Below are 17,553 nucleotides of genomic sequence, written 5' to 3'. Positions count from 1 at the left end.
CAAGTTGCAACGGAACACTATTCGCGCGATGGCCACTCTCCGGCCATGCGCGATGAATGGATGTTAGCGCGTTGCTCGAGGGTCACCTACTTAGACCGGCGGTGTCTGTCGATCTTGCGTGTTTGACTGCCGATTGCGGCCACATCGGTGCTGTGGAACGTTGGCCCTCTGCTAGCTTCCTCGGCGGGTTCGTGCGCGACTCTGAGTGTCTGCTACAACGAGTCGATGGCCATCGAGCGGCTCCAAACCATGATCGCGCAGTTCGCAGCGCAACGAGAGTGGCAACGTTTTCATACACCGAAGAACCTTGTAATGGCGCTAACTGGGGAAGTGGGTGAGCTGTCCGAACTATTTCAGTGGCTCAATGACGAGGAGAGCGCGACGATCACTGCGGACCCAGCCCTGCGAGTGCGTGTCGAGGAGGAAGCTGCGGACGTGTTCATATACCTGCTGCGCCTCGCCGACGTGCTGGACGTCGATCTTGTTGCTGCAGTTGAGGCGAAGCTGCGGAAGAATGCTGAGAGATATCCGGTCAACCTCGTCCGCGGCCGGGCCGTGAAGTACTCGGAGTTGGACGGCGGCAGATGAGCAACTGACTCAATGGGTTCCCCAGGTGCCCTATCTCGTGTCAGTGTGGTCGCCTATCGTGTCAACGTGGCGCTCAGGGACTTGACGCGGGACACGGTCATCGCGGCGATCAACGAGTTCGACGCGGTCGGGCGTGAGCAGTTCCTTGCCAAGTACGGGTTCGCCGAGTCTCGGCGATTGTTCGTCGTGCACCAAGGCAGGTCATACGATTCGAAGGCCCTCGCGGGTGCCGCTCACGGCTACCTCAGCGGGCAGCCACCGTTGAAGGCCACAGAATTATCCGGCGGCTGGCGCCATGCGGCTGGCGTCCTGCAGCGTTTGGGATTCGACGTGGCCGAACGCGTTCCTACATCGACGGTCCACGACCTGGTCCGCGTGATCGACAAACTTCGCCCCGCCACCGTGGCGGATGGCCCGATGCTGAAACAGGCAGTGGTTCTGTTTTGGGCGATCGGTAGAGCGCAACGGGGAGAGAACCGTGTACTGCCGTGGAAGCACACCCACGCTGAACTCGTGCCTCTGCTGACCGCCCACCACAGACCCGGTGAGCGTCCCGAAGGACGCCCCGACTACCCGATTGCTGCGCTGTGTCGTGCTGGCCTCTGGACACTCGATGCCTCGAGTTCTATCCCTGCCGCTCACGGTGATGCGACGTTGCGCAGGTGGTTCGAGGAACAGCAGCCCGCAGGAGGGCTTCCCGAGTCGGTCTACGAACTCCTGCGCTTGTCTGGTCTAGCTCGAATGCAGATCGTCACCGCAATCATCGACAAGTTCTTTGGTGAGTTCGACTGCGCCGCCGTGATGAATGCAGTAGGCCTCGACGGTGACTCGATCGCCCACGACGATCCCGCGCTGTCTGACGATGCCCCAGGCGACGATGACCCCAAGCGTGAATACCAGGACTTGATCGAGCTGGTCAAGGTACATGAGCCGAGCACCCGCGGGAAGCGTCGCCCAGTAATCGCCCATGATCCGATCCGGCTGGCCGCTGCCCGGCGAGCTGTCATCCTCCGCAGCGGAGGGTTGTGCGAGAACCCCGCATGCGGCAAGCCGGCACCAGATCACACCGACCGAGGGCACCCAGTCCTCGAGGTCGATCATGTTTCCGACATCGCTACAGGCGGGCGGGATCATCCAGTGCAAATGATTGCGCTGTGCCCGGACTGCCATGCGGTCAAGACGCGAGGGCGGTCGCGCCACCAACTACGCGAGCGGCTCCTTGCCGCGGCAAGAGACCGCCACGAGGCCTGGACCGGAACTGTAGAGCTGGATGCGGGTTAGGTTGTTCGGCGTTGGGATGCGAAGGTGTCGCGCACCCGTGCAACCAGTGGATCCACGCAGGTTAGGCTGACGCGGTGAGGTTGCCCCAGATACTGCGAGCGGGTGGTATCGCTGCCGGTAGAGACTCTGCTGAGCTCACTTTGGGGTCCGGCGGCGGCTGATGTCGTATCGTTGGCGCCGGGCCGGGCGAGCCAACGCAGGCCCAGCCGAACGGAGAAGCCGAACGGTCAGGGATCCGCCCATGCGGCATTCCAGCGCGTTAGCCGGTAGGTCTCGGAGAATACGGAGTGGGAACTTCGCTGCCCCTTCCTAGAGCGACCAAGTGCGCGAAATCTGTCGGGGATGCGGTTCAAAATCAATGTATGACGCGCTTCACGCAGCTACGACCCTTCGAGACGGTAGCTCGGGACACAACGATCAACCGCAATCCGTGGTACTTCGGGCCTGAGCCTGATGACTACTGTCCATGTGGTTCTCGGCGGAAGGCGCGAAGCTGTCACCGTGCGCCCGATCACTCGTGGGTCGCACTGCGTCCCGCGCCGCTCATCACGGGTGAGCGCACGGGGTACGCCAACCCCAAGTGTTATGGCCGCGCAGCGAACGATTGTTCTGAGTCGATGACCCGTGAGCACTTCATCAGCGCCCACGTGCTCGAGCAGATTCGCGCCACCAGCGGGACGATCGAGGTTGGTGGAACCACCTGGATTCCTGCTGGCGAGTCACGGGCGGTCGGTATTAACTCGCTCACCGGATGGATGCTTTGCGCGCGACACAATCACGCCTTGAGCCCACTTGACGAGGTAGCGGGGCGTTATTTCGAGGCGATGCGGCTGGACGCAGTCAGTCTAATGTCGTACGGACCAGAAGGCGAGTTCCCGTGCGCATTCACGATGATCAATGGCCACATGCTCGAACTGTGGTTGTTGAAAGTGCTGTGGGGCGCAGTCGCAACCGAGTCGGTTCGTGTTTCGGGCGGAGCCGCGTACCGGTTTCGTCTTGGCGTCACGTCTGCGCAGCTCGCGGAGATCTTGTGGCGAGGGCATGAGTGGCCGCAGCACTGGGGATTCTACGTACCGACGGCTGCGGTGGATGGCTCTACGCGGATGTTGTCAACGCAAGTTCGCTTCGTTAGTGCTGGCCCCGAGATACTTGGCGGCGGGGTGACGATTGCTGGGCTGGAGTACTTGATCGCCTTCGAGCGCCCAGCCGCGCAGGTTGTTTTTCGGCCAGGAGCACTTACCTACCAGCGACGCGGGTATAAAAACTGGAAGATGGCTGCACTGTGTTGGTCCGAGGCTGGTCATGCACCGATCAACATCGTCAGCCAAGTTGCGCGGGGTGAAGATTGCTACTCGCCACCCAGCCCATCGCCGGGTGTTGTGAACTTGGAGAGATTTCAGCGTTAGAAATCTTTTCGAGGAGGCGATCATCGCGCATCGCGAAGAGGTCATCCCCCTAAACGATCGGGAGCAGCAACGAGGCCGCGACAACTGGCTGACAACGGCCAGCAGTTTACAGCCTTAGTCTCGCAGCAGAATAATGACAGATGTATACCGCAGCTTCGCTCAGATTGGAATCGTTCGTGAGGAAGTACGAAACCGAGATTGGTGTATCGCTTGTTGTTGTGCCGCAAATCGTAGGCCGTCAGCGCGATTTGGAACGCATGAATATCCCAAGAGAGCCATCATGCCATTTATATGTGGTAACCGAAACGCCTAGAGTATTAATTCCGCCTTCAACTGTTATGGCGCAAGGGAGCCTAATTGCGGGCGAAGCACGCAGGCAGGTAGAAGACTCTTTTGAATCCTGTGAGTTTCGTTTTAAGTATATTGATGGCAGCCAGTTGCAATGGAACTCGGAGTACCCCTATGAGGATTATTCAATCATTGATATTTCGTCGAATTCTACCATTCTCTCGGCCAATGCTCACGAGACTATCGCACATGGAAGCGAGGTAGCGGACGAATGGTGTGAGCATAATGTACTATATGTAGGGCAAGCATTTGGGCGGGCAGGTGAACGTCAAGCCTTCGATCGTTTGCGCAGCCACTCGACTTTGCAGCGAATATACGCAGAACGGAGGCCGGATAAGGAGGTTTGGTTGTCTCTATGCGCAATCACCGATGTGGCGATTCTTTATACCTCGCACCCTAGCGATCATGGCGTCGTGAGGGGAGGCGAGGATCTAGCGCATGCGCGAAAGGTTCACGAGAGGGTGAACAATCCCAGATTTTATGGCAGAGAGGGTGTAGCGCTGGCGGAAGCTGGTCTCATCAGATATTTTCAGCCCAAGTATAACCAGATTTTCAAGGACAATTTTCCGGATCCCAATCACGTATCTCTCGCGGAGTGCCTGGATTTGGACCTGCATACCTTGGTGGTGGAATTTCAGGGAATTTATACGCCATACTCATACGGAACCAATGCGATTGGTTATACTCAAAATCATTTTGCGCGGTATCCATTGTTTGCGGAAGACGGCCGAATGGAACTTTTTGATTTCAGCTGAGCTGCAGCATCATCGGTTGGATTCAGCGACTACGAGATGTCGATTTGTCCGGAGCAGGGTTTTATCCAACGGTTTCTTACTGCGCATTCCCGTGGCCGCTCACTCAACAGATGCCCACAACGTATGGGCCTGCTCCACGACTCCCGGGGTGTTGCGCGAGGTGTATACCGGGCGTGTGCGACGAGTGTGGTCGGGCGGTGGAGTAGTGCTGACGCTGAAGGCCCATAGCTGCCGGTCCTTCAGCCCGTGTCTAGGTGTAGGTCAGGCGACGATGCGGCACTTCGTCTGTTCCGCTTGTTCCAACTCGATAAGGGCTCCCTCCTTACGGCTCGCGCAGGCCCGCTACGGTCGTAGCATGACCAGTGCGGAGGCAGTTGCATGGGCTGAGCAGTTGGCCCGCAGGCACCTTGCACCTTTGCCGCAGCGACTAGCGCACGTGGAAGGGGTGGCGAGGCAGGCGGCGCGGGCCGCCGTCGTGGCGGATGATCCGTCGTTGCTAGTAGCAGCAGCGTGGCTCCACGACATCGGCTACGCCCCGGACTTGAAGCGAATCGGGTTCCACCCAGTCGATGGCGCGGACTTTCTACGCGAACGAGGGTTCGGCGATCGATTGTGCGGTCTGGTCGCGCACCACTCGTGCGCGTGTGTTGAAGCTCGTCGCCGCGGAGTGTCCATCGGATGGCCTGACGAAGAGTCTGCATTGCGAGATGCGCTGTGGTGGGCGGACATGACCACAACGCCAACCGGAGAGGTGACTGGGGTTCGTGAACGGATTTCCGAAGTGCAGGAACGGTACGGCCACGATCACGTCGTCTCACGGTCGGTTACAGAGGCTGCGCCGTATCTCATAGAGGCGGCCGACCGGACGGAAAGTCGGCTGAAGGCTCGCCTACCGTTCACGTGAAGTACGGAACTGCTGTACCTTCGAGGCCCGTACGGATTCTGAGCAGGATGGACGGATGGATATCCCGTTCGTAAAGCTTCTCCGGGGCAACCCATTCGACCTCGGTCGATTCCTCGCTCGGCCTTGGCGTGCCGCTGATCGGTTGAGCGCGGAAGCAAATGGAGAACTCCTGGCGGACCTCGCCGTCATTGTAGGCGATGACATGATCAGGGTCTGAGAATATACCGATTAGCTCAGTGACCTTGACGTCAATACCTGTCTCCTCATATACCTCCCGCACGACTGCTCGTGCCACTGTTTCGCCCGCTTCGAGGCCACCGCCGGGGATCGAGTACTTGCCGTTGTCGGTGCGACGAATGAGCAGTATCCGCCCTTCGTCGTCCTGGACCAGCGCGCTCACTGCCACCTTGATGCTGTTCGCGGGTGGGGCGGTCGGATCATGAAAATAGTCGGTCCGGCTCATGCGTGACTCCCGAAGTTGGCTTCGTAACTCTCGGTCCAGACCTGTTCGAAACTGGTTGTGTACGTTTCGAAAAGGTCGGCGGCTGGCAACAGCTTCAGGTGCATCGCCGGGGCGTATGCGCCCGGCTGCCCGTACACGTGCATGTTTACGATCATCTCGTCGTCGAACCGGAAAATCGAGTTGTAGAGCGTGGTCCGGTGGTAGCGGATTTCGACACCGTCGATCTCCGACAGCGGTTCGATGAGGGCCAAGGCATTGCGGATTCTCGCTGGCACGGTTCCGGCGGCCAGCCGTTCTTCGGCGCTTCGCTTGGTCGCTTCGTCCTCATCGGGATCACCGAACAGCATGCGTACTTTCAGACCGTCGCGGGTCTTCTGCCTGATCGTCCTAGCGAAGGATGGTTCTTCCGCGAGGAACAGGCCCGCCAGAACGAGTACGTCGACTCGTTCTGTCGCTTGCGAGAGCAGGCGTGTCCACACGTCGAGGGGGATCGAGTTCCGGTGCGGATACACCTGGAGCAGTTCTGACTGCGCCATCTCGATCCGGCGCTCCGCGGGCAGCGCTTCCGGCCATAGGTAGTTCTCCGTTTCGCGCACCATCGACGCGACCTTATGGCGGTGGCGGGGATAGGGTGTGCGGCCCTTCGTAATCCATCGTTCGACGGTCTTCTCGTCGACGCCGGTCGCTTCCGCGACATCGGCGAAATCCAAGCCATTGCGTAGCAGTGCTTCTCGGAGCCTGTCGTTCGGCATCGCAACCCCCTTGGGACGACTAGGGACGTCTTCACTGTACAGGAGACGTTCTATCGACGTCCACCCCTGAGGTCGCCAGCTACTGATTACGTCTGTCGATTTCCCGAAAAGTGAGGAATTGCAACGCATTTCCCTTACTTCTCGAAGGAGTGATCGACCATGTCGCACAAGACGTTCGGTGATGTCAGCGGGTCCGACGCCCGCCGACTGATCAGCCTCAAGACAGCGGCCAACTTGGTCGACGTCGATGCGAAGACGATCCGCAATTGGATCGCCGCAGGACACCTCCGTGGCTTCCGGATCAACGGCCACTTGCTGCGGGTCAACCACGCCGAACTGCTGGCGCTGGTTCAGCCGGTGCTCGCGCCCGTACCTGAGGACGTGGCATGAGCACCGCGAAGGCTGCGGACCAGCAGCAGAACGAGGCCGAGCGCTTGGCGGAGTACGTCGCCGAGATTGTCGCCACGGCGCCGCCTATCTCGTCCGATGCGCGTGCGCGTCTCGCGGCCGTCTTGGGCCGCAGTACCGATCGGAGGGCAGCGTGATGCGCTCCTTCGGCTTGGCCCTCGCTGCGGTGGCAGTGGGCTACACGGTGCTGACGGCGCCGGGGGTTGTGGGCTTCGTCCTGATGGTGTCCGGTGCGGTCTGGTTCTGGCGGGCGCAGCGTCGGTGGGGGGTGCGGCGATGAGCACTCAGTGGAGGCAGGACCCACCTATTCAGGGGTACACGGTCACGCATTTCGACCGCCGTGGCGGACACAACCCGTTGCATTCGATGGCCGGGCCGGAGTTCACCGGCACGAGCGCGGTGTTCGCCCCGCTGGGGTTGTTGCCGCCGATGGTGCGGCTGGCCGCGTTCGGTGTGCTGCTGCTCATCGGCATGGGTGGCTGCACCGCTGCGTGGATCGATCAGCAGGACTACGTGCCGTCGCCGAACATCTGCCGTCCGGTGGATGCCGGGGTTCCGCCTGAACCGGCGGGGTCGTGTGTGCCGCGGTCGCAGCTGCCTGAGGGGGTGGCGCGGTGAGCGCGCAGGATCACCGCCGGGAGCAGGCGGAGCTGGAGGCCGAGAAGGCCCGCTTGGATCTCGTCCACGGTGTGTTGGCCGACATGGTGTTCACCGCTGGCGACGTGTCGGAGGCGAAGGGATACCGCGACAACGACTTCGAGATGTCGAGGGCGCGGCACGTCGGTGAGCATCAGGCGCAGGTTCACGCCGAGCGAACTGTGGTGTGGGACCGGTTGCTCGACTACCGCCATGGTCCGGCGTTGGCGGTGAAGATCCGCGCCCAGGTCGCGGCTGAGCGGGACCGTTTGCGGGGGGAGCGTTCGCGTGGGATCGAGCGTTCGCGATGAGCCGTTTTCACGATCCGGATGGCAAGCGGTTCGGTATCCCGACGTGGCCGTGGGGTTTGGCGCCGCAGCATCTGCGGACACGGCGCCAGCTCGCGCGTGAGGGCATGAGCCCTGGTGGTGAGTACGAGGCGCAGGTGCTGCGGGCGCGGGGTGGTTCGCGGGGGCCGCTGAAGGCGCACCTGTACGACGCGGAATCAGCGGTGCCGAAGCGAGTTTCGAGCGAGGCGCAGCTGGAGGCATTGCAGCTGGCGCGGTGGACGTGCTCGGCGATGGCCGCGGAGCGGCGAGGGGTGGATGCGACGGAGATGCGCGAGTTCATCGCGCAGGCCCGCACCGACATCGCCGAGCGCCGCCGCGCGGCTGGTCACAGCCGCAGCTCGCGGCAGGGAAGGGAGCGAACCCGATGAACCACAAGAGGAAGGGGGGCGACCGCTACACCGCGTTGGAGCGGCGCCACCGTGCCCAGATCGTCGGGGGGCTGCGTGATCAGGGCATGTCCTACCGGCGGATCGGCGAGCAGCTGGGTATTTCGCTGCCTCAGATCGAGTCGTGCCTGGGTGAGGCTACGCGGCTGCGTGCGCAGGGGCTGACGAAGCAAGAGATCGCCGACGAGATCGGCATCCCCTACGGATCGTTGGGCCGGGTGCTAGCTGTGCAGGGCAGTAAGGGTCTGTCGGCTCAGCAGGATGCTGCGCTGGCCGCGCTGATCGACATGCACGGGATGCAGGTCGATGTGCTGGCCGAGTTCATGAGCTTCAGCAGCCTCAGCAGCGCCTACGACCTCGCCGACGCTCTGTTGAAGCGGCGGATGGTGCATCCGCTGCTGTCGGTGCAGCGCGGCCGGGCGTGGGTGTACCCGAGGCGCGAGGTGGCCGAGCGGTATCTGGGATGGCGGCCCAAGGACTGGAAGCCGCCGCTGATGTATGCCAACCACTACCGCGCCGTCGCTCAGGCACGGGTGATGCTGGTCGGTTCCGACCCGCAACTGTGGGTGTCCGAGCGCGTGCTGCGCCGCCGCGCCGAAGTCGCTGCCGCCGAGTCGAAGTCCGGGCACGTGGTGTTCAGCGACAGCCGGACCCCGCGCAAGGGACGCCCGCACGTGCATGACGGGCGGTTCCTCGGCGAGGTCGGCGGTCAGCACGGCTGGTGGGCGCTGGAGATCGAACTGAGCGCCAAAGATCGCGTCCACATGGACACCGCGCTCGCGGGCGCGATCCGCGCCGCTCGCGACAGCGAGGACGAGGCGGTGATGGGCCTGCTCTACCTGTGCCGTTCCCAGCGCGTCATCAACACCGTGAATGCGGCCTACCAGCGGCTTCCCCGCGAACTCGCCGCCGTCGAGCTGCTGTTCGCGATCGGCGACTTCGACGAGGAGTGGAGCCAGTTCCTCACCCGCCGAAACCAGGGCCGCGCCGCCCGCAAGACCCGGCGCCCGAACCTTCTTCTCACTCAGGAAGCGTCATGAGCAACTGCCAGCCGATCATCACTCCCCAGGACTGCCACCCCAACGGCAGCCCGCAAGTCCCCACCACTGGCCAGCCGGACATGCCGCCAGTGCAGCCGAGCGCCGATAGCGGCCCACTGGTGCCGGAAGCCCCGCCGATCCGCCACGTCGAAGGCTGGGATCTGCCGACGCTGGACTTCTCCGCGGTCGGTGACGCGGCTTCGACAGCGACGGTGTGCGGTGTCGTGATCGTCGCGATGCTGGTCATGATCGTCGCGGTCGCGGCGCGGTGGCCGTTGGCGCCGCACCGGTTGCGCAACTTCGCGATCGGGTCGCTGCTGCTGCCCGCGGCGTCGGCGATGGCCGGTGGATCGTGGATGACGCCTGCTTCCCTGTTGTGGTCGGGTGCGGCGCGGGGCGCCGAGGGTGACCTGGGTGGGCTGCGCACGATGGTTGTGCTCGGTGCCCCGGTGGCCGCGTTGGCGGCGACGTACTGGTGGGCGTCGTTCGTGCACAAGACCAACACGGTCGGGTTGAAGAACCTGGGCCGTACTGAGCGGGTGCAGGCGGCGCTGGCCGCGCGGCAGTTCGCGGGGGCCGCTCGGGCGGCGCGGTCGGTGGGTGCTCCGTTCACGACAACGGACGGGATTGTGCTGGGGCCGCTGGCGGACCGGCGTTCGGCGAACCCTTTGGGTTTGTGGTCGGAGCTGACCGCGCGGCATCAGGCGTGGATGGTGGTGCCCCACAAGGAAGCGCGTCGCCAGATGGCCGCGTTCGGCACGACTGGTTCGGGTAAGACGGAGCTGATCAAGCGGTATGCGGTCGGGATGCTCGAATACGAGTGGAACGCCTGGCAGCGGTGGAAGGACGTGCCGGGCATGCGGGGCAAGCACCCGCGCCCGCTGCTGGTGGTCGTGTCCTGCAAGGGCGGCAACGACGACAAGGTTCTCGGCCACGAGTTGCGTGAGATCGCCCAGCGCCGCGGGATCGCCGCCGACCGTATCGCCGAGGTTCCCCACGACGCTCGCCTGGATGTGTGGGCGATGCGTGCCCGCGACCAGCGCGCGGTGCTCGGCGACATGCTCAACGCCGGACAGGCGTCGACGTCGGAGGGCCAGCATTTCGACGAGCTGCGCCGCCGCATCGTCTCCCTCGTGGTCGATGCCCCGGCCGGGCCGCCTCGGTCGAGCCGGGAGTTCTTGCAGCGCTTGAATCCCGAGACGTTGCTGGATCTGTGGGGCAACGCCCCGGATGTGAAGCGGATGGTCGAAGCCCTCCAGTCGGAGAAGGTCGACCAGCTCGCCGACATGCTGATCAAGGCATCCAACCTGTTCGACAGCCTCCAGGGTGAGGACGGGCGGATGGTGTTCGACGGCGGCGTCGACCTAGACGACCTCGACGTGCTGTATGTGACCGTGCCCGGCCTGGACAAGGACGCCGCCCGCGCCCAGGTCGCCGCCATCCTGCGGATGCTGATGCAGCGCGCGGCCCGCACCGCCAAGGACCAGCGTCGCAGCGTCACCTTGATCATCGACGAGCTGAGCGCGCTCACCACCGGTCAGGGCTCGATCGGGCTGGAAGAGGTGTGCGAGCGGGGCCGCTCCCAGGGCGTGAGCGTGCTGTTCGCCGCCCAGAGTCCCGAGGGTGTCGCCGGGGATCAGTGGGCGCTCGACCGGATCTTGAAGTCCTGTGCGGGTGGGGTGCTGCTCGGCTACGTCGAGAACGCCGGAGAGCTGTGCAAGCACTTCGGGTCGGTCCGGCACATGCTGCCGTCGCGGCACCTGATCAAGGGTCAGCGCACCGGCGACGAAGGTCAGGTGTCGGTCGGTGAGAAGTGGCTGGTCGACCCCGACCGCGTCCGCCAGTTCGACACCGGCCAGTTCGTCTACGCCAAGGCCGGACGCGTCCAGTTCGGGCACGTCGTGCCCGTCGACCCCGCCACCGTGCGCCCCCTGCCCGGCACCACCAGCGCCGATCCCCAGGCCGAGACCGTCACCGCCGACGCGATCGCCTGAATCCCCCGATTTATCCGAAACCCATTGAAAGGCAAACCCATGCGCATCATCCGACCCCACGACGACGACAACGACGACAACGAGGGCCAGCGGCGGCCCGACCCCGCCGCGACACCGACCGATCCCGCGATTGCGGGCGAGCTGTTCGCCGACGAAGTCGAGGACTGGCTGGCCGGTATCGCCGACCTCGACACCACCCCGACCACCGCACCCGCACAGACCGAACGACCCACCGCCGACACCAAGCCGGTGCGCCGGGCCGCGCTGACCGTCGTGCCCGACCTCGACGATGAACCCACCGAGCAGGCCACCCCCGTAGTGGCGCCGGTCCCGGCGCGGTCACGGGCGCAGACCGCGCGGCGCACCGCGGCAGCTTCCGCCGTTGTGGTTGGCGCAGCCGTGACCGCCGGATGGGGTGAGGGGCCGCTGGTGGTCGGTCCGCTGGCCGTCTACGGCGGCGCGTGGGTGGCCTACCTGTGGTGGAACGCCGCCTACCGCCCGCCCCTGCCGCAGGCCATCGGCACCGTCACCGCAGGTATCAGCCACGCCGTCGCCGCCGTCGCGACCGCCATCGTCGGGCTGCTGCGAGCCCTGGTCGAACGCCTCGACCGTGCCCGCACCCAGCACGAGACCAACCGCACCACCCCGGCCCAGTAACCAACCATAAGAAAGGAAAACCGTTGAGCACCAACCGAACCCCCGACGACCCCATCCGCACCGCGCCGGTTGATCTGTACGAGCGCCTGCACAACGTCGACGACCAGCTGTTCCAGCTGCGCCGCGAGATCAGCGAGATCCGCCGCGAGTACGCCGCCCTGCGCCGCCACCCCGACGCGTTGGCCGTCGACAACCTCGGCGACCCGCTCGACCCCGCCGACGCCGCGCTCGGCGCGGAAACCGCGCTGGCGATGGCCGACGAGAAGTTGGACGCCGCCGACCTCTTGCTGACCCGCGCCCGCAGCCGGTACGCGACCCGCCTCAAGCTCACCGACGCCGCCGCCGACGAACTCGACCGCCGACGCAACCGCGTCGAGCGCACCCGATGAACACCGAAAACACGCACCAGAGACAGGAATTCAACGCAATGACCGACCGTAGCACTGAGGACGAGATGATCGCCGAGGCCCGCAAGTTCGCGCGATCACTGCCGGAACTGACCCGCCTGCACGCCCAGGCCCGCAACTTCTTGGAGCGCCGCAAGATTCGCAAGGAGATCAGCCGGACGCTACGCGAACAGCGCCGCGAGGCCGAGGTGATGCGCAAGCACCAGCTGACCTGGACCAGCCAGGCTATCGACCGCTACCGCGTACACGTCCAAGCGGTCGCCACCCGCGCGAACGACCCCAGCGTGGACCATGACCGGCGCGCCCGCGACGCTCACGCGCTGGCCGAGCACCGCAACCGCCTGGCCCGCGGCTTCATCGGCAACGAGCACCTGACCCGCACCGAGCAGGGCATAGCCCTCGACGGGTTGGACTCGGCGACGATCTTCCCGCATTTCAAGGTCGGCAACCTCTTCGCCCAAGCGCACAAGGTCCGCGGTATCGACGCGCTGCGCTACCGCGCCCACGTCGCTCGTGAGACGGTCAACGCCCGCCAGCGGGCCGAGGCGGAGCGTGAGCAGGGCTGGCAGCAAAGCCTGGACGCCGCGCACCGCGCCAACGCAGAGGAGTCGCTGCTGGCGCGTATCGACGCCGCCCAAGCCCACCGCCACCGCTACACCGCGGAAATGACGTGGACCGACCCGGACGGCGGGAAGCTGACCGAATCCCGCTCGTTCGCCACCGAGCACAGCGCCACCAGCTGGTTGCAGCGCAACATCAGCGGCACGTCGTGGTCGGACGGCACCACCCTGGCGGTCGAGACCCGCGACACCAGCAACGCCGCGAAGCAATACGTCGACTATGGCCGCCCCGAGACCGTCGCCGACCAGCTCGCCGACCGCGAGTCGGTGTTGCGGGAGCGAACATTGTCCGGGCAGGTTCACCGCGAGCAGGCCCCGCGGCAGCGTGGGAACGCCGACCGCGAACGCCCACCCGACACCGCCGGTGTTGACCGGCTGGAGCAGGTGGAGCGCCAGTTGAACGACATGGCCGCCGACCGGGACCGGCTCGAAAGCCGGGTGGGGATGCTGCAACGCGGCCTGGATTCGGTCACCGCCGACCGCGACGAGATCCGCCGCAAACTCGACACCGCCGAAGGGCACATCGAGGCGCTGAAGAACCGCAACCTGCGCCTCGCGGCCGAGATCGGCGAAGTGCGGGACCGGCCAGGTGTCGAGCAGTTGACCGCCGAGCGTGACCAGCTCAAGCAGGAACGCGACGAAGCGGTGCGCAAGCTCGTGCAGTCCACGCCCGAGCGCGAACGCTACGGCAACCGCCAGCACGGCAACGGCAACGGTGCGGCGCCGGAGCCGACCGCGGAGGCGGGGCGGCAGTCCGGCGACACCGGTCCGGTGGGCAAGCGTGCCAGCTATTTGCGCGACCTCACCGGGACCGGTCGTGAGCAGGCCGGTCCGGACACCGAGTCGTGGCCGCGTCCGGAGCGGAACGGCGACGGCCGCAACGGTGTCGAGAGGAGCCGTTGATATGGAACGCGAGCACGAGGAAGCGATGCGTATCGAGTTCGCCCGCTACACCCAGCTCGGCGAAGATATGCAGCAGCCGACCGCGACCGAGGCCGACCGCGACCGCATCATCGCTCAGCGGCGCGAGATCGGTCAGCGGTGGGTCGACGGCCCGCACGCTGAGCACTGGGGCTACCTCGAGGACGCCTACGAGGATTGGCGGCGCTCGCCGGAGCCGATGTTCCGGCTGGTGGACAACATCGTCTACAACGACGGTGCTGGAGCGACAGAGCTGCAATACCGCAGCTTGCAGCACTCGTTGCATCTGGCGATCCGCGACAGCCAAACCGTCCGCGACGCCTTCCACCGCCACACCAACCCCGACATCGAACAGCAGCAGCCGCAGCCCGTGCGTGGGCGCGGTGTGCAGCGGGGGCGGTGAGTCATGCACATCGAGCACGAGGAAGCGATGCGCGAAGCGTTCGCCGAGGTCGACCGGTTGTCGCGGTTGCGGGACCGGCCCGGCGCCAGCGAGTCGGAGATCCACAGCCTCTACGCCCAGCAAGAAGCTATCGACCACGGGTGGCGCAATGGGCCGCATCCGGGGGAGTGGAAGTACCTGAAGGACGTCCACGACTTGTGGTCGCGCTCGCCCAGTGCCGTGCGGCGGATGTTGTCGTTGCCGGGCGCAGATGCGTTGAACGGGGTGCAGCGGCGCAGTATCGAGCAGGCCCGCATCCTCACCGCCGCTCAGCGGCCCGAGATCGAGCGGGGGCGGTGACGATGCCCGAATCCGCCCCGCAGCAGGGCCGTTCCTACGAGGTCGTTACCGCGGCGTTGATTCGCCGGGTAGGTCCGGCCAGGTGGCCGCGGGAGCCGCAGCAGTGGACGAACTACCTGTGCCCGGTCCATGAGGGCGACGGCCACCACCACAACCCCAGCCTGGGTGTGCGGTATGACCCGCGGCAGGGCAAGACGATGGTGCGCTGCTGGGCCCGCTGCGACGACCAGGACGTGCTCGACCGCATCGGGTTGCGGGTGCGTGACCTGTGGGACCGGCTGCCCGAGCGCACCAACCAGCAGGGTTCTGCTCGTCGGCCGCACGCGGGCGGCGGGCGGCCCGCCCGCCCGGTCAGCGTCGCCTCGCCGGTCGAGAAAGCCATTCTCGCGGCTCGGTTTCCGCTGCCCGCCAAGCGGGATCTGGGTGCTCAGATCGGGGAGCCGGAGCCGGTGGACACCTACGTCTATCGGTGGCCGGGCGGCCGTGTCGAGGGCGCGGTGGTGCGGCTGCATACCCCGCACGAGCACGGGCACGCCAAGAGCTTCTACCAGCGGCGCTGGACCGGAACGGAGTGGGTCAATACCGGTTTCGCTCCGCTGCCGTGGCAGCTGGGCGACGTGCGCGAAGCGCTCGACGCCGGGCGTGAGTTGTACGTGTGCGAGGGCGAGAAGGACGTGCAGCGAGCCCGCCAGGCCGGGCAGCTCGCGACGTGCAACGCGATGGGCGCGGGGAAGTGGACCGACGACCACGCGCGCTGGCTGCGTGGCGCTGGCCGGGTGATTGTGGTCGCCGATCGTGACCGGCCCGGCTACCGCCACGCCGCCCAGGTCGCCGAATCCCTCGCCGACCGCGTCGGCGAGGTCCGGGTGTTGCAGGCCCGCGACGGCAAGGACCTCTGTGACCACCTCGACGCCGGGCACGACCTCGACGAACTGGAACCGGTCTGCTACCTCGACCGGCCCCGATCCCCGCGCAGCGTCCACGACCTGCACCCCACATCGAGCAGCCGCGGCCGGCCCGACCGGACCCGCAGCCGCTGAACACCACAACAGGAAGGACCCCATCCATCATGAGCAGCAACACTTTCGGACAGCGTTTCCGCCGTGCCGCGCGCCCCGCGTCGGCGTTCACCAAGACCAGCAAGCCTGGCACCACCGTCTACGGCCGCATCGTCGCCGCCGTCGAGGAACCCAAGCTGAAGTTCGGCGGGGCGCCTGGTGAGGTCGAACTCGACGAGGACGGCCAGCCGGTGATGCAGACCGTCGTCACGCTCGACACCGGCGCCGGACCGCGCAACCTGTATGTGTCGTGGCGCATGGAGCAGGCCATCGGGCTGGCGCTGGAGAACGCTGGCAGTGAGGACTTCGAGATCGGTGCGACCCTGTCGGTCACCTACACCGGACCCGACCCGGAGTACTCGCGGGCGCGGCTGTTCACCGCTGTCTACACCCCGGCCGCCGCGAGCAAGGGTGCGTGAGCCGTGACCGGACTCGACTCCGGTGCGGACGTGGTGCGCAGCAGCGATCCTGCTGCGCACCGCAGCGCACCAGACAGTGCACAGGCCGGTGCACGGACCCGCGAGCAGGTGTCGGCGATCCGGTTCTTCTGGGGTGAATTGCTGTTGGTCGCGGCGATGTCGATCGCGGGCAACCTCGTTCACGCATGGATGAACGCACCGGACGGCAAGCAGCCGGTCGCGGCGTTCGTCGCCAGTTTCCCGCCGATCGCGTTGCTGGCAGCAACCCACGGCGTCGGGCTGCTCGTGCGCGCCCAGAACAAGGCACACCTCGCGTACTGGGCTGTTGTCGCACTTACCGCCGCCATCGCGGTCGGCGCGTTCCGGCTGTCGTTCGACGCCCTGCGCGAGCTGTCGATTCAGGTCGGGATGAGCGGACACCTGGCATGGCTGTTCCCCCTCATCATCGACGGCGCCATCGGACAGGCCACCGTCGCCCTGCTGGTGCTCGCACGCACCGACCACACCAGCGCCGAACCGGCGGTGCGCACCGAGCCGGAACCAGCGCAGCGGGCCGAGCCGGTACGCACCGTGTCGGTGCGTGAGGTTCACACCGAGACCCGGTCGACATCGACCGAACTCACCGCGCATCAGCCGTCCCCGGAGCTGCGCACCGCCGACCAGTCCGCGATCGAAGCCCCTACGCAGCACGCAGCGGTGCCCGGTGCGGAGGTCGACCGGTGGGCGCGGGTCGCCGAAGTGCTGTGCAGCGCTGACCCGTCCGGGCGGCGTGACCCGGAGAAGGTGACCGAGATCCTGCGCCTACGTCACGAACAGAACTGGTCGCACGCGCGCATCGCCGAGCACGTCAGCCTCAGCTCGTCCTCGGTGACCCGCACTCTCACTGCGGCCCAGGAACACATCCAGGAAGGAGCCCACTAGTGACCAGCGTGGTCAACCTCCGACTGTCCGGCGACGCCGATGCCGTCGCCGCAGTGACCGCGATGCTCATCGCCGCAGGATTCGACTTCCGGCTCGGTGAACGTACCTACCCCAACCGCAGCGGATTCGGCGTCCGCGCCTACGGCGAAATCGCCATCAGCATCAGCAACGGCCGCACGTAACCGGCCGAGAAGCAGCACTGACAACCGCATACGAGTAGGCCCCGCTGGCGTCGCCAGCGGGGCCTACTCGTGGTCTCAGGGCGGGAAACCGATCCGGATCTGATTCGGACCTGATCCGGACCTGATCCGGACCTGATCCGATTTTGATACGACTCCGCGTCCGATCAAAGTCGGATCAGAGAACGTCAAAACATGCGCTGAGCTGGGGTGTTTGGCGTCGTATGCGCTTGCGGCGGGCCGAGTCGTCGGTGAGGACGTCGGCCAACCCCAGGCCGCGGGCCATGTCCAAGGTCGCCTGCACCAGGTGATGGGTGA

24 protein-coding genes are annotated in these 17,553 nt (G+C 65.5%); 22 read left to right on the top strand and 2 right to left on the bottom strand.

The window, feature by feature from the left end; translation table 11 throughout:
* Positions 1 to 225: 225 nt before the first annotated feature.
* From ACWESM_RS35170 to ACWESM_RS35150, 5 genes are all read left to right on the top strand, one after another.
* Positions 226 to 588 carry a nucleotide pyrophosphohydrolase gene (locus ACWESM_RS35170; RefSeq protein ID WP_452495473.1) on the top strand — a complete coding sequence of 121 codons (363 nt, stop codon included), beginning with the start codon at positions 226 to 228 and terminating at the stop codon, positions 586 to 588.
* Between the two features lie 66 nt (positions 589 to 654).
* A complete protein-coding gene (locus tag ACWESM_RS35165) occupies positions 655 to 1,869 on the top strand; it encodes an HNH endonuclease (RefSeq protein ID WP_452495471.1) in 1,215 nt (404 codons plus the stop codon).
* Between the two features lie 617 nt (positions 1,870 to 2,486).
* Positions 2,487 to 3,275 carry a hypothetical protein gene (locus tag ACWESM_RS35160; RefSeq protein ID WP_452495469.1) on the top strand — a complete coding sequence of 263 codons (789 nt, stop codon included), beginning with the start codon at positions 2,487 to 2,489 and terminating at the stop codon, positions 3,273 to 3,275.
* Positions 3,276 to 3,451: 176 nt separating this feature from the next.
* Positions 3,452 to 4,378, top strand: a complete 927-nt coding sequence (locus ACWESM_RS35155) for a hypothetical protein (RefSeq protein WP_452495467.1) — start codon at positions 3,452 to 3,454, stop codon at positions 4,376 to 4,378.
* Positions 4,293 to 5,282, top strand: a complete 990-nt coding sequence (locus tag ACWESM_RS35150) for an HD domain-containing protein (RefSeq protein ID WP_452495465.1) — start codon at positions 4,293 to 4,295, stop codon at positions 5,280 to 5,282. The genes ACWESM_RS35155 and ACWESM_RS35150 overlap by 86 nt, the downstream gene beginning before the upstream one ends.
* Here the strand turns inward: ACWESM_RS35150 and ACWESM_RS35145 are convergent.
* Both ACWESM_RS35145 and ACWESM_RS35140 read right to left on the bottom strand, forming a co-directional pair.
* Complete coding sequence (locus ACWESM_RS35145; protein WP_452495463.1) at positions 5,275 to 5,745, bottom strand: NUDIX hydrolase; 471 nt, start codon at positions 5,743 to 5,745, stop codon at positions 5,275 to 5,277. The genes ACWESM_RS35150 and ACWESM_RS35145 overlap by 8 nt on opposite strands.
* Positions 5,742 to 6,497 (bottom strand): XRE family transcriptional regulator, encoded by a 756-nt coding sequence (locus ACWESM_RS35140; protein WP_379255251.1) that lies wholly within the window; start codon positions 6,495 to 6,497, stop codon positions 5,742 to 5,744. The genes ACWESM_RS35145 and ACWESM_RS35140 overlap by 4 nt, the downstream gene beginning before the upstream one ends.
* A 159-nt stretch (positions 6,498 to 6,656) precedes the next feature.
* On the opposite strand from ACWESM_RS35140, the gene ACWESM_RS35135 reads away from it, so the two are divergent.
* Genes ACWESM_RS35135 through ACWESM_RS35055 form a run of 17 tightly spaced genes read left to right on the top strand, consistent with a single transcriptional unit; the run spans position 6,657 to position 17,238 of the window.
* Complete coding sequence (locus ACWESM_RS35135; RefSeq protein ID WP_063025242.1) at positions 6,657 to 6,887, top strand: helix-turn-helix domain-containing protein; 231 nt, start codon at positions 6,657 to 6,659, stop codon at positions 6,885 to 6,887.
* Positions 6,884 to 7,042, top strand: a complete 159-nt coding sequence (locus ACWESM_RS35130) for a hypothetical protein (RefSeq protein WP_452495461.1) — start codon at positions 6,884 to 6,886, stop codon at positions 7,040 to 7,042. Before ACWESM_RS35135 ends, ACWESM_RS35130 begins: the two co-directional genes overlap by 4 nt.
* A complete protein-coding gene (locus tag ACWESM_RS35125; RefSeq protein ID WP_280297074.1) occupies positions 7,039 to 7,185 on the top strand; it encodes a hypothetical protein in 147 nt (48 codons plus the stop codon). The genes ACWESM_RS35130 and ACWESM_RS35125 overlap by 4 nt, the downstream gene beginning before the upstream one ends.
* The gene (locus ACWESM_RS35120; protein WP_379255246.1) at positions 7,182 to 7,523 is read left to right on the top strand and encodes a hypothetical protein; all 342 of its coding nucleotides are present in this window, start codon (positions 7,182 to 7,184) and stop codon (positions 7,521 to 7,523) included. Before ACWESM_RS35125 ends, ACWESM_RS35120 begins: the two co-directional genes overlap by 4 nt.
* Positions 7,520 to 7,852: a hypothetical protein gene (locus ACWESM_RS35115; RefSeq protein WP_379255244.1), complete on the top strand. Its 333-nt coding sequence runs from the start codon at positions 7,520 to 7,522 to the stop codon at positions 7,850 to 7,852. Before ACWESM_RS35120 ends, ACWESM_RS35115 begins: the two co-directional genes overlap by 4 nt.
* Complete coding sequence (locus ACWESM_RS35110; RefSeq protein ID WP_452495457.1) at positions 7,849 to 8,259, top strand: RRQRL motif-containing zinc-binding protein; 411 nt, start codon at positions 7,849 to 7,851, stop codon at positions 8,257 to 8,259. Before ACWESM_RS35115 ends, ACWESM_RS35110 begins: the two co-directional genes overlap by 4 nt.
* Complete coding sequence (locus ACWESM_RS35105; protein ID WP_452495455.1) at positions 8,256 to 9,317, top strand: hypothetical protein; 1,062 nt, start codon at positions 8,256 to 8,258, stop codon at positions 9,315 to 9,317. The genes ACWESM_RS35110 and ACWESM_RS35105 overlap by 4 nt, the downstream gene beginning before the upstream one ends.
* The gene (locus tag ACWESM_RS35100; protein ID WP_452495453.1) at positions 9,314 to 11,311 is read left to right on the top strand and encodes a hypothetical protein; all 1,998 of its coding nucleotides are present in this window, start codon (positions 9,314 to 9,316) and stop codon (positions 11,309 to 11,311) included. Before ACWESM_RS35105 ends, ACWESM_RS35100 begins: the two co-directional genes overlap by 4 nt.
* A gap of 39 nt (positions 11,312 to 11,350) precedes the next feature.
* Positions 11,351 to 11,968, top strand: coding sequence for a hypothetical protein (locus ACWESM_RS35095; protein WP_452495451.1), 618 nt, complete (start codon positions 11,351 to 11,353; stop codon positions 11,966 to 11,968).
* Positions 11,969 to 11,991: 23 nt separating this feature from the next.
* On the top strand, positions 11,992 to 12,357 hold the full coding sequence (locus tag ACWESM_RS35090; RefSeq protein WP_452495449.1) for a hypothetical protein: 366 nt from the start codon (positions 11,992 to 11,994) through the stop codon (positions 12,355 to 12,357).
* A 38-nt stretch (positions 12,358 to 12,395) separates the two neighbouring features.
* Positions 12,396 to 13,898: a hypothetical protein gene (locus ACWESM_RS35085; RefSeq protein ID WP_452495447.1), complete on the top strand. Its 1,503-nt coding sequence runs from the start codon at positions 12,396 to 12,398 to the stop codon at positions 13,896 to 13,898.
* Position 13,899: 1 nt separating this feature from the next.
* Positions 13,900 to 14,319, top strand: a complete 420-nt coding sequence (locus tag ACWESM_RS35080; protein WP_452495445.1) for a hypothetical protein — start codon at positions 13,900 to 13,902, stop codon at positions 14,317 to 14,319.
* Positions 14,320 to 14,322: 3 nt separating this feature from the next.
* Positions 14,323 to 14,658, top strand: a complete 336-nt coding sequence (locus ACWESM_RS35075) for a hypothetical protein (protein ID WP_452495444.1) — start codon at positions 14,323 to 14,325, stop codon at positions 14,656 to 14,658.
* Positions 14,659 to 14,660: 2 nt separating this feature from the next.
* Positions 14,661 to 15,698: a toprim domain-containing protein gene (locus ACWESM_RS35070; protein ID WP_452495442.1), complete on the top strand. Its 1,038-nt coding sequence runs from the start codon at positions 14,661 to 14,663 to the stop codon at positions 15,696 to 15,698.
* A 29-nt stretch (positions 15,699 to 15,727) separates the two neighbouring features.
* Positions 15,728 to 16,135 (top strand): hypothetical protein, encoded by a 408-nt coding sequence (locus ACWESM_RS35065; RefSeq protein WP_452495440.1) that lies wholly within the window; start codon positions 15,728 to 15,730, stop codon positions 16,133 to 16,135.
* Between the two features lie 3 nt (positions 16,136 to 16,138).
* On the top strand, positions 16,139 to 17,056 hold the full coding sequence (locus tag ACWESM_RS35060; RefSeq protein WP_452495439.1) for a DUF2637 domain-containing protein: 918 nt from the start codon (positions 16,139 to 16,141) through the stop codon (positions 17,054 to 17,056).
* A complete protein-coding gene (locus ACWESM_RS35055; protein WP_452495437.1) occupies positions 17,056 to 17,238 on the top strand; it encodes a hypothetical protein in 183 nt (60 codons plus the stop codon). Before ACWESM_RS35060 ends, ACWESM_RS35055 begins: the two co-directional genes overlap by 1 nt.
* Positions 17,239 to 17,553 lie beyond the last annotated feature (315 nt).

The sequence above is a fragment of the Nocardia sp. NPDC003999 genome, from assembly GCF_053604885.1.
This window is presented reverse-complemented; position numbering and strand designations above follow the sequence as displayed.

What these genes read in the sequence shown, in the direction of transcription:
- ACWESM_RS35170 (WP_452495473.1), top strand. Translation starts at nt 226, where the DNA reads ATGGCCATCGAGCGGCTCCAAACCATGATCGCGCAGTTCGCAGCGCAA.
- ACWESM_RS35160 (WP_452495469.1), top strand. Translation starts at nt 2,487, where the DNA reads ATGACCCGTGAGCACTTCATCAGCGCCCACGTGCTCGAGCAGATTCGC.
- ACWESM_RS35150 (WP_452495465.1), top strand. Translation starts at nt 4,293, where the DNA reads ATGCGATTGGTTATACTCAAAATCATTTTGCGCGGTATCCATTGTTTG.
- ACWESM_RS35145 (WP_452495463.1), bottom strand. Translation starts at nt 5,745, where the DNA reads ATGAGCCGGACCGACTATTTTCATGATCCGACCGCCCCACCCGCGAAC.
- ACWESM_RS35140 (WP_379255251.1), bottom strand. Translation starts at nt 6,497, where the DNA reads ATGCCGAACGACAGGCTCCGAGAAGCACTGCTACGCAATGGCTTGGAT.
- ACWESM_RS35135 (WP_063025242.1), top strand. Translation starts at nt 6,657, where the DNA reads ATGTCGCACAAGACGTTCGGTGATGTCAGCGGGTCCGACGCCCGCCGA.
- ACWESM_RS35130 (WP_452495461.1), top strand. Translation starts at nt 6,884, where the DNA reads ATGAGCACCGCGAAGGCTGCGGACCAGCAGCAGAACGAGGCCGAGCGC.
- ACWESM_RS35120 (WP_379255246.1), top strand. Translation starts at nt 7,182, where the DNA reads ATGAGCACTCAGTGGAGGCAGGACCCACCTATTCAGGGGTACACGGTC.
- ACWESM_RS35110 (WP_452495457.1), top strand. Translation starts at nt 7,849, where the DNA reads ATGAGCCGTTTTCACGATCCGGATGGCAAGCGGTTCGGTATCCCGACG.
- ACWESM_RS35105 (WP_452495455.1), top strand. Translation starts at nt 8,256, where the DNA reads ATGAACCACAAGAGGAAGGGGGGCGACCGCTACACCGCGTTGGAGCGG.
- ACWESM_RS35100 (WP_452495453.1), top strand. Translation starts at nt 9,314, where the DNA reads ATGAGCAACTGCCAGCCGATCATCACTCCCCAGGACTGCCACCCCAAC.
- ACWESM_RS35095 (WP_452495451.1), top strand. Translation starts at nt 11,351, where the DNA reads ATGCGCATCATCCGACCCCACGACGACGACAACGACGACAACGAGGGC.
- ACWESM_RS35085 (WP_452495447.1), top strand. Translation starts at nt 12,396, where the DNA reads ATGACCGACCGTAGCACTGAGGACGAGATGATCGCCGAGGCCCGCAAG.
- ACWESM_RS35080 (WP_452495445.1), top strand. Translation starts at nt 13,900, where the DNA reads ATGGAACGCGAGCACGAGGAAGCGATGCGTATCGAGTTCGCCCGCTAC.
- ACWESM_RS35075 (WP_452495444.1), top strand. Translation starts at nt 14,323, where the DNA reads ATGCACATCGAGCACGAGGAAGCGATGCGCGAAGCGTTCGCCGAGGTC.
- ACWESM_RS35070 (WP_452495442.1), top strand. Translation starts at nt 14,661, where the DNA reads ATGCCCGAATCCGCCCCGCAGCAGGGCCGTTCCTACGAGGTCGTTACC.
- ACWESM_RS35065 (WP_452495440.1), top strand. Translation starts at nt 15,728, where the DNA reads ATGAGCAGCAACACTTTCGGACAGCGTTTCCGCCGTGCCGCGCGCCCC.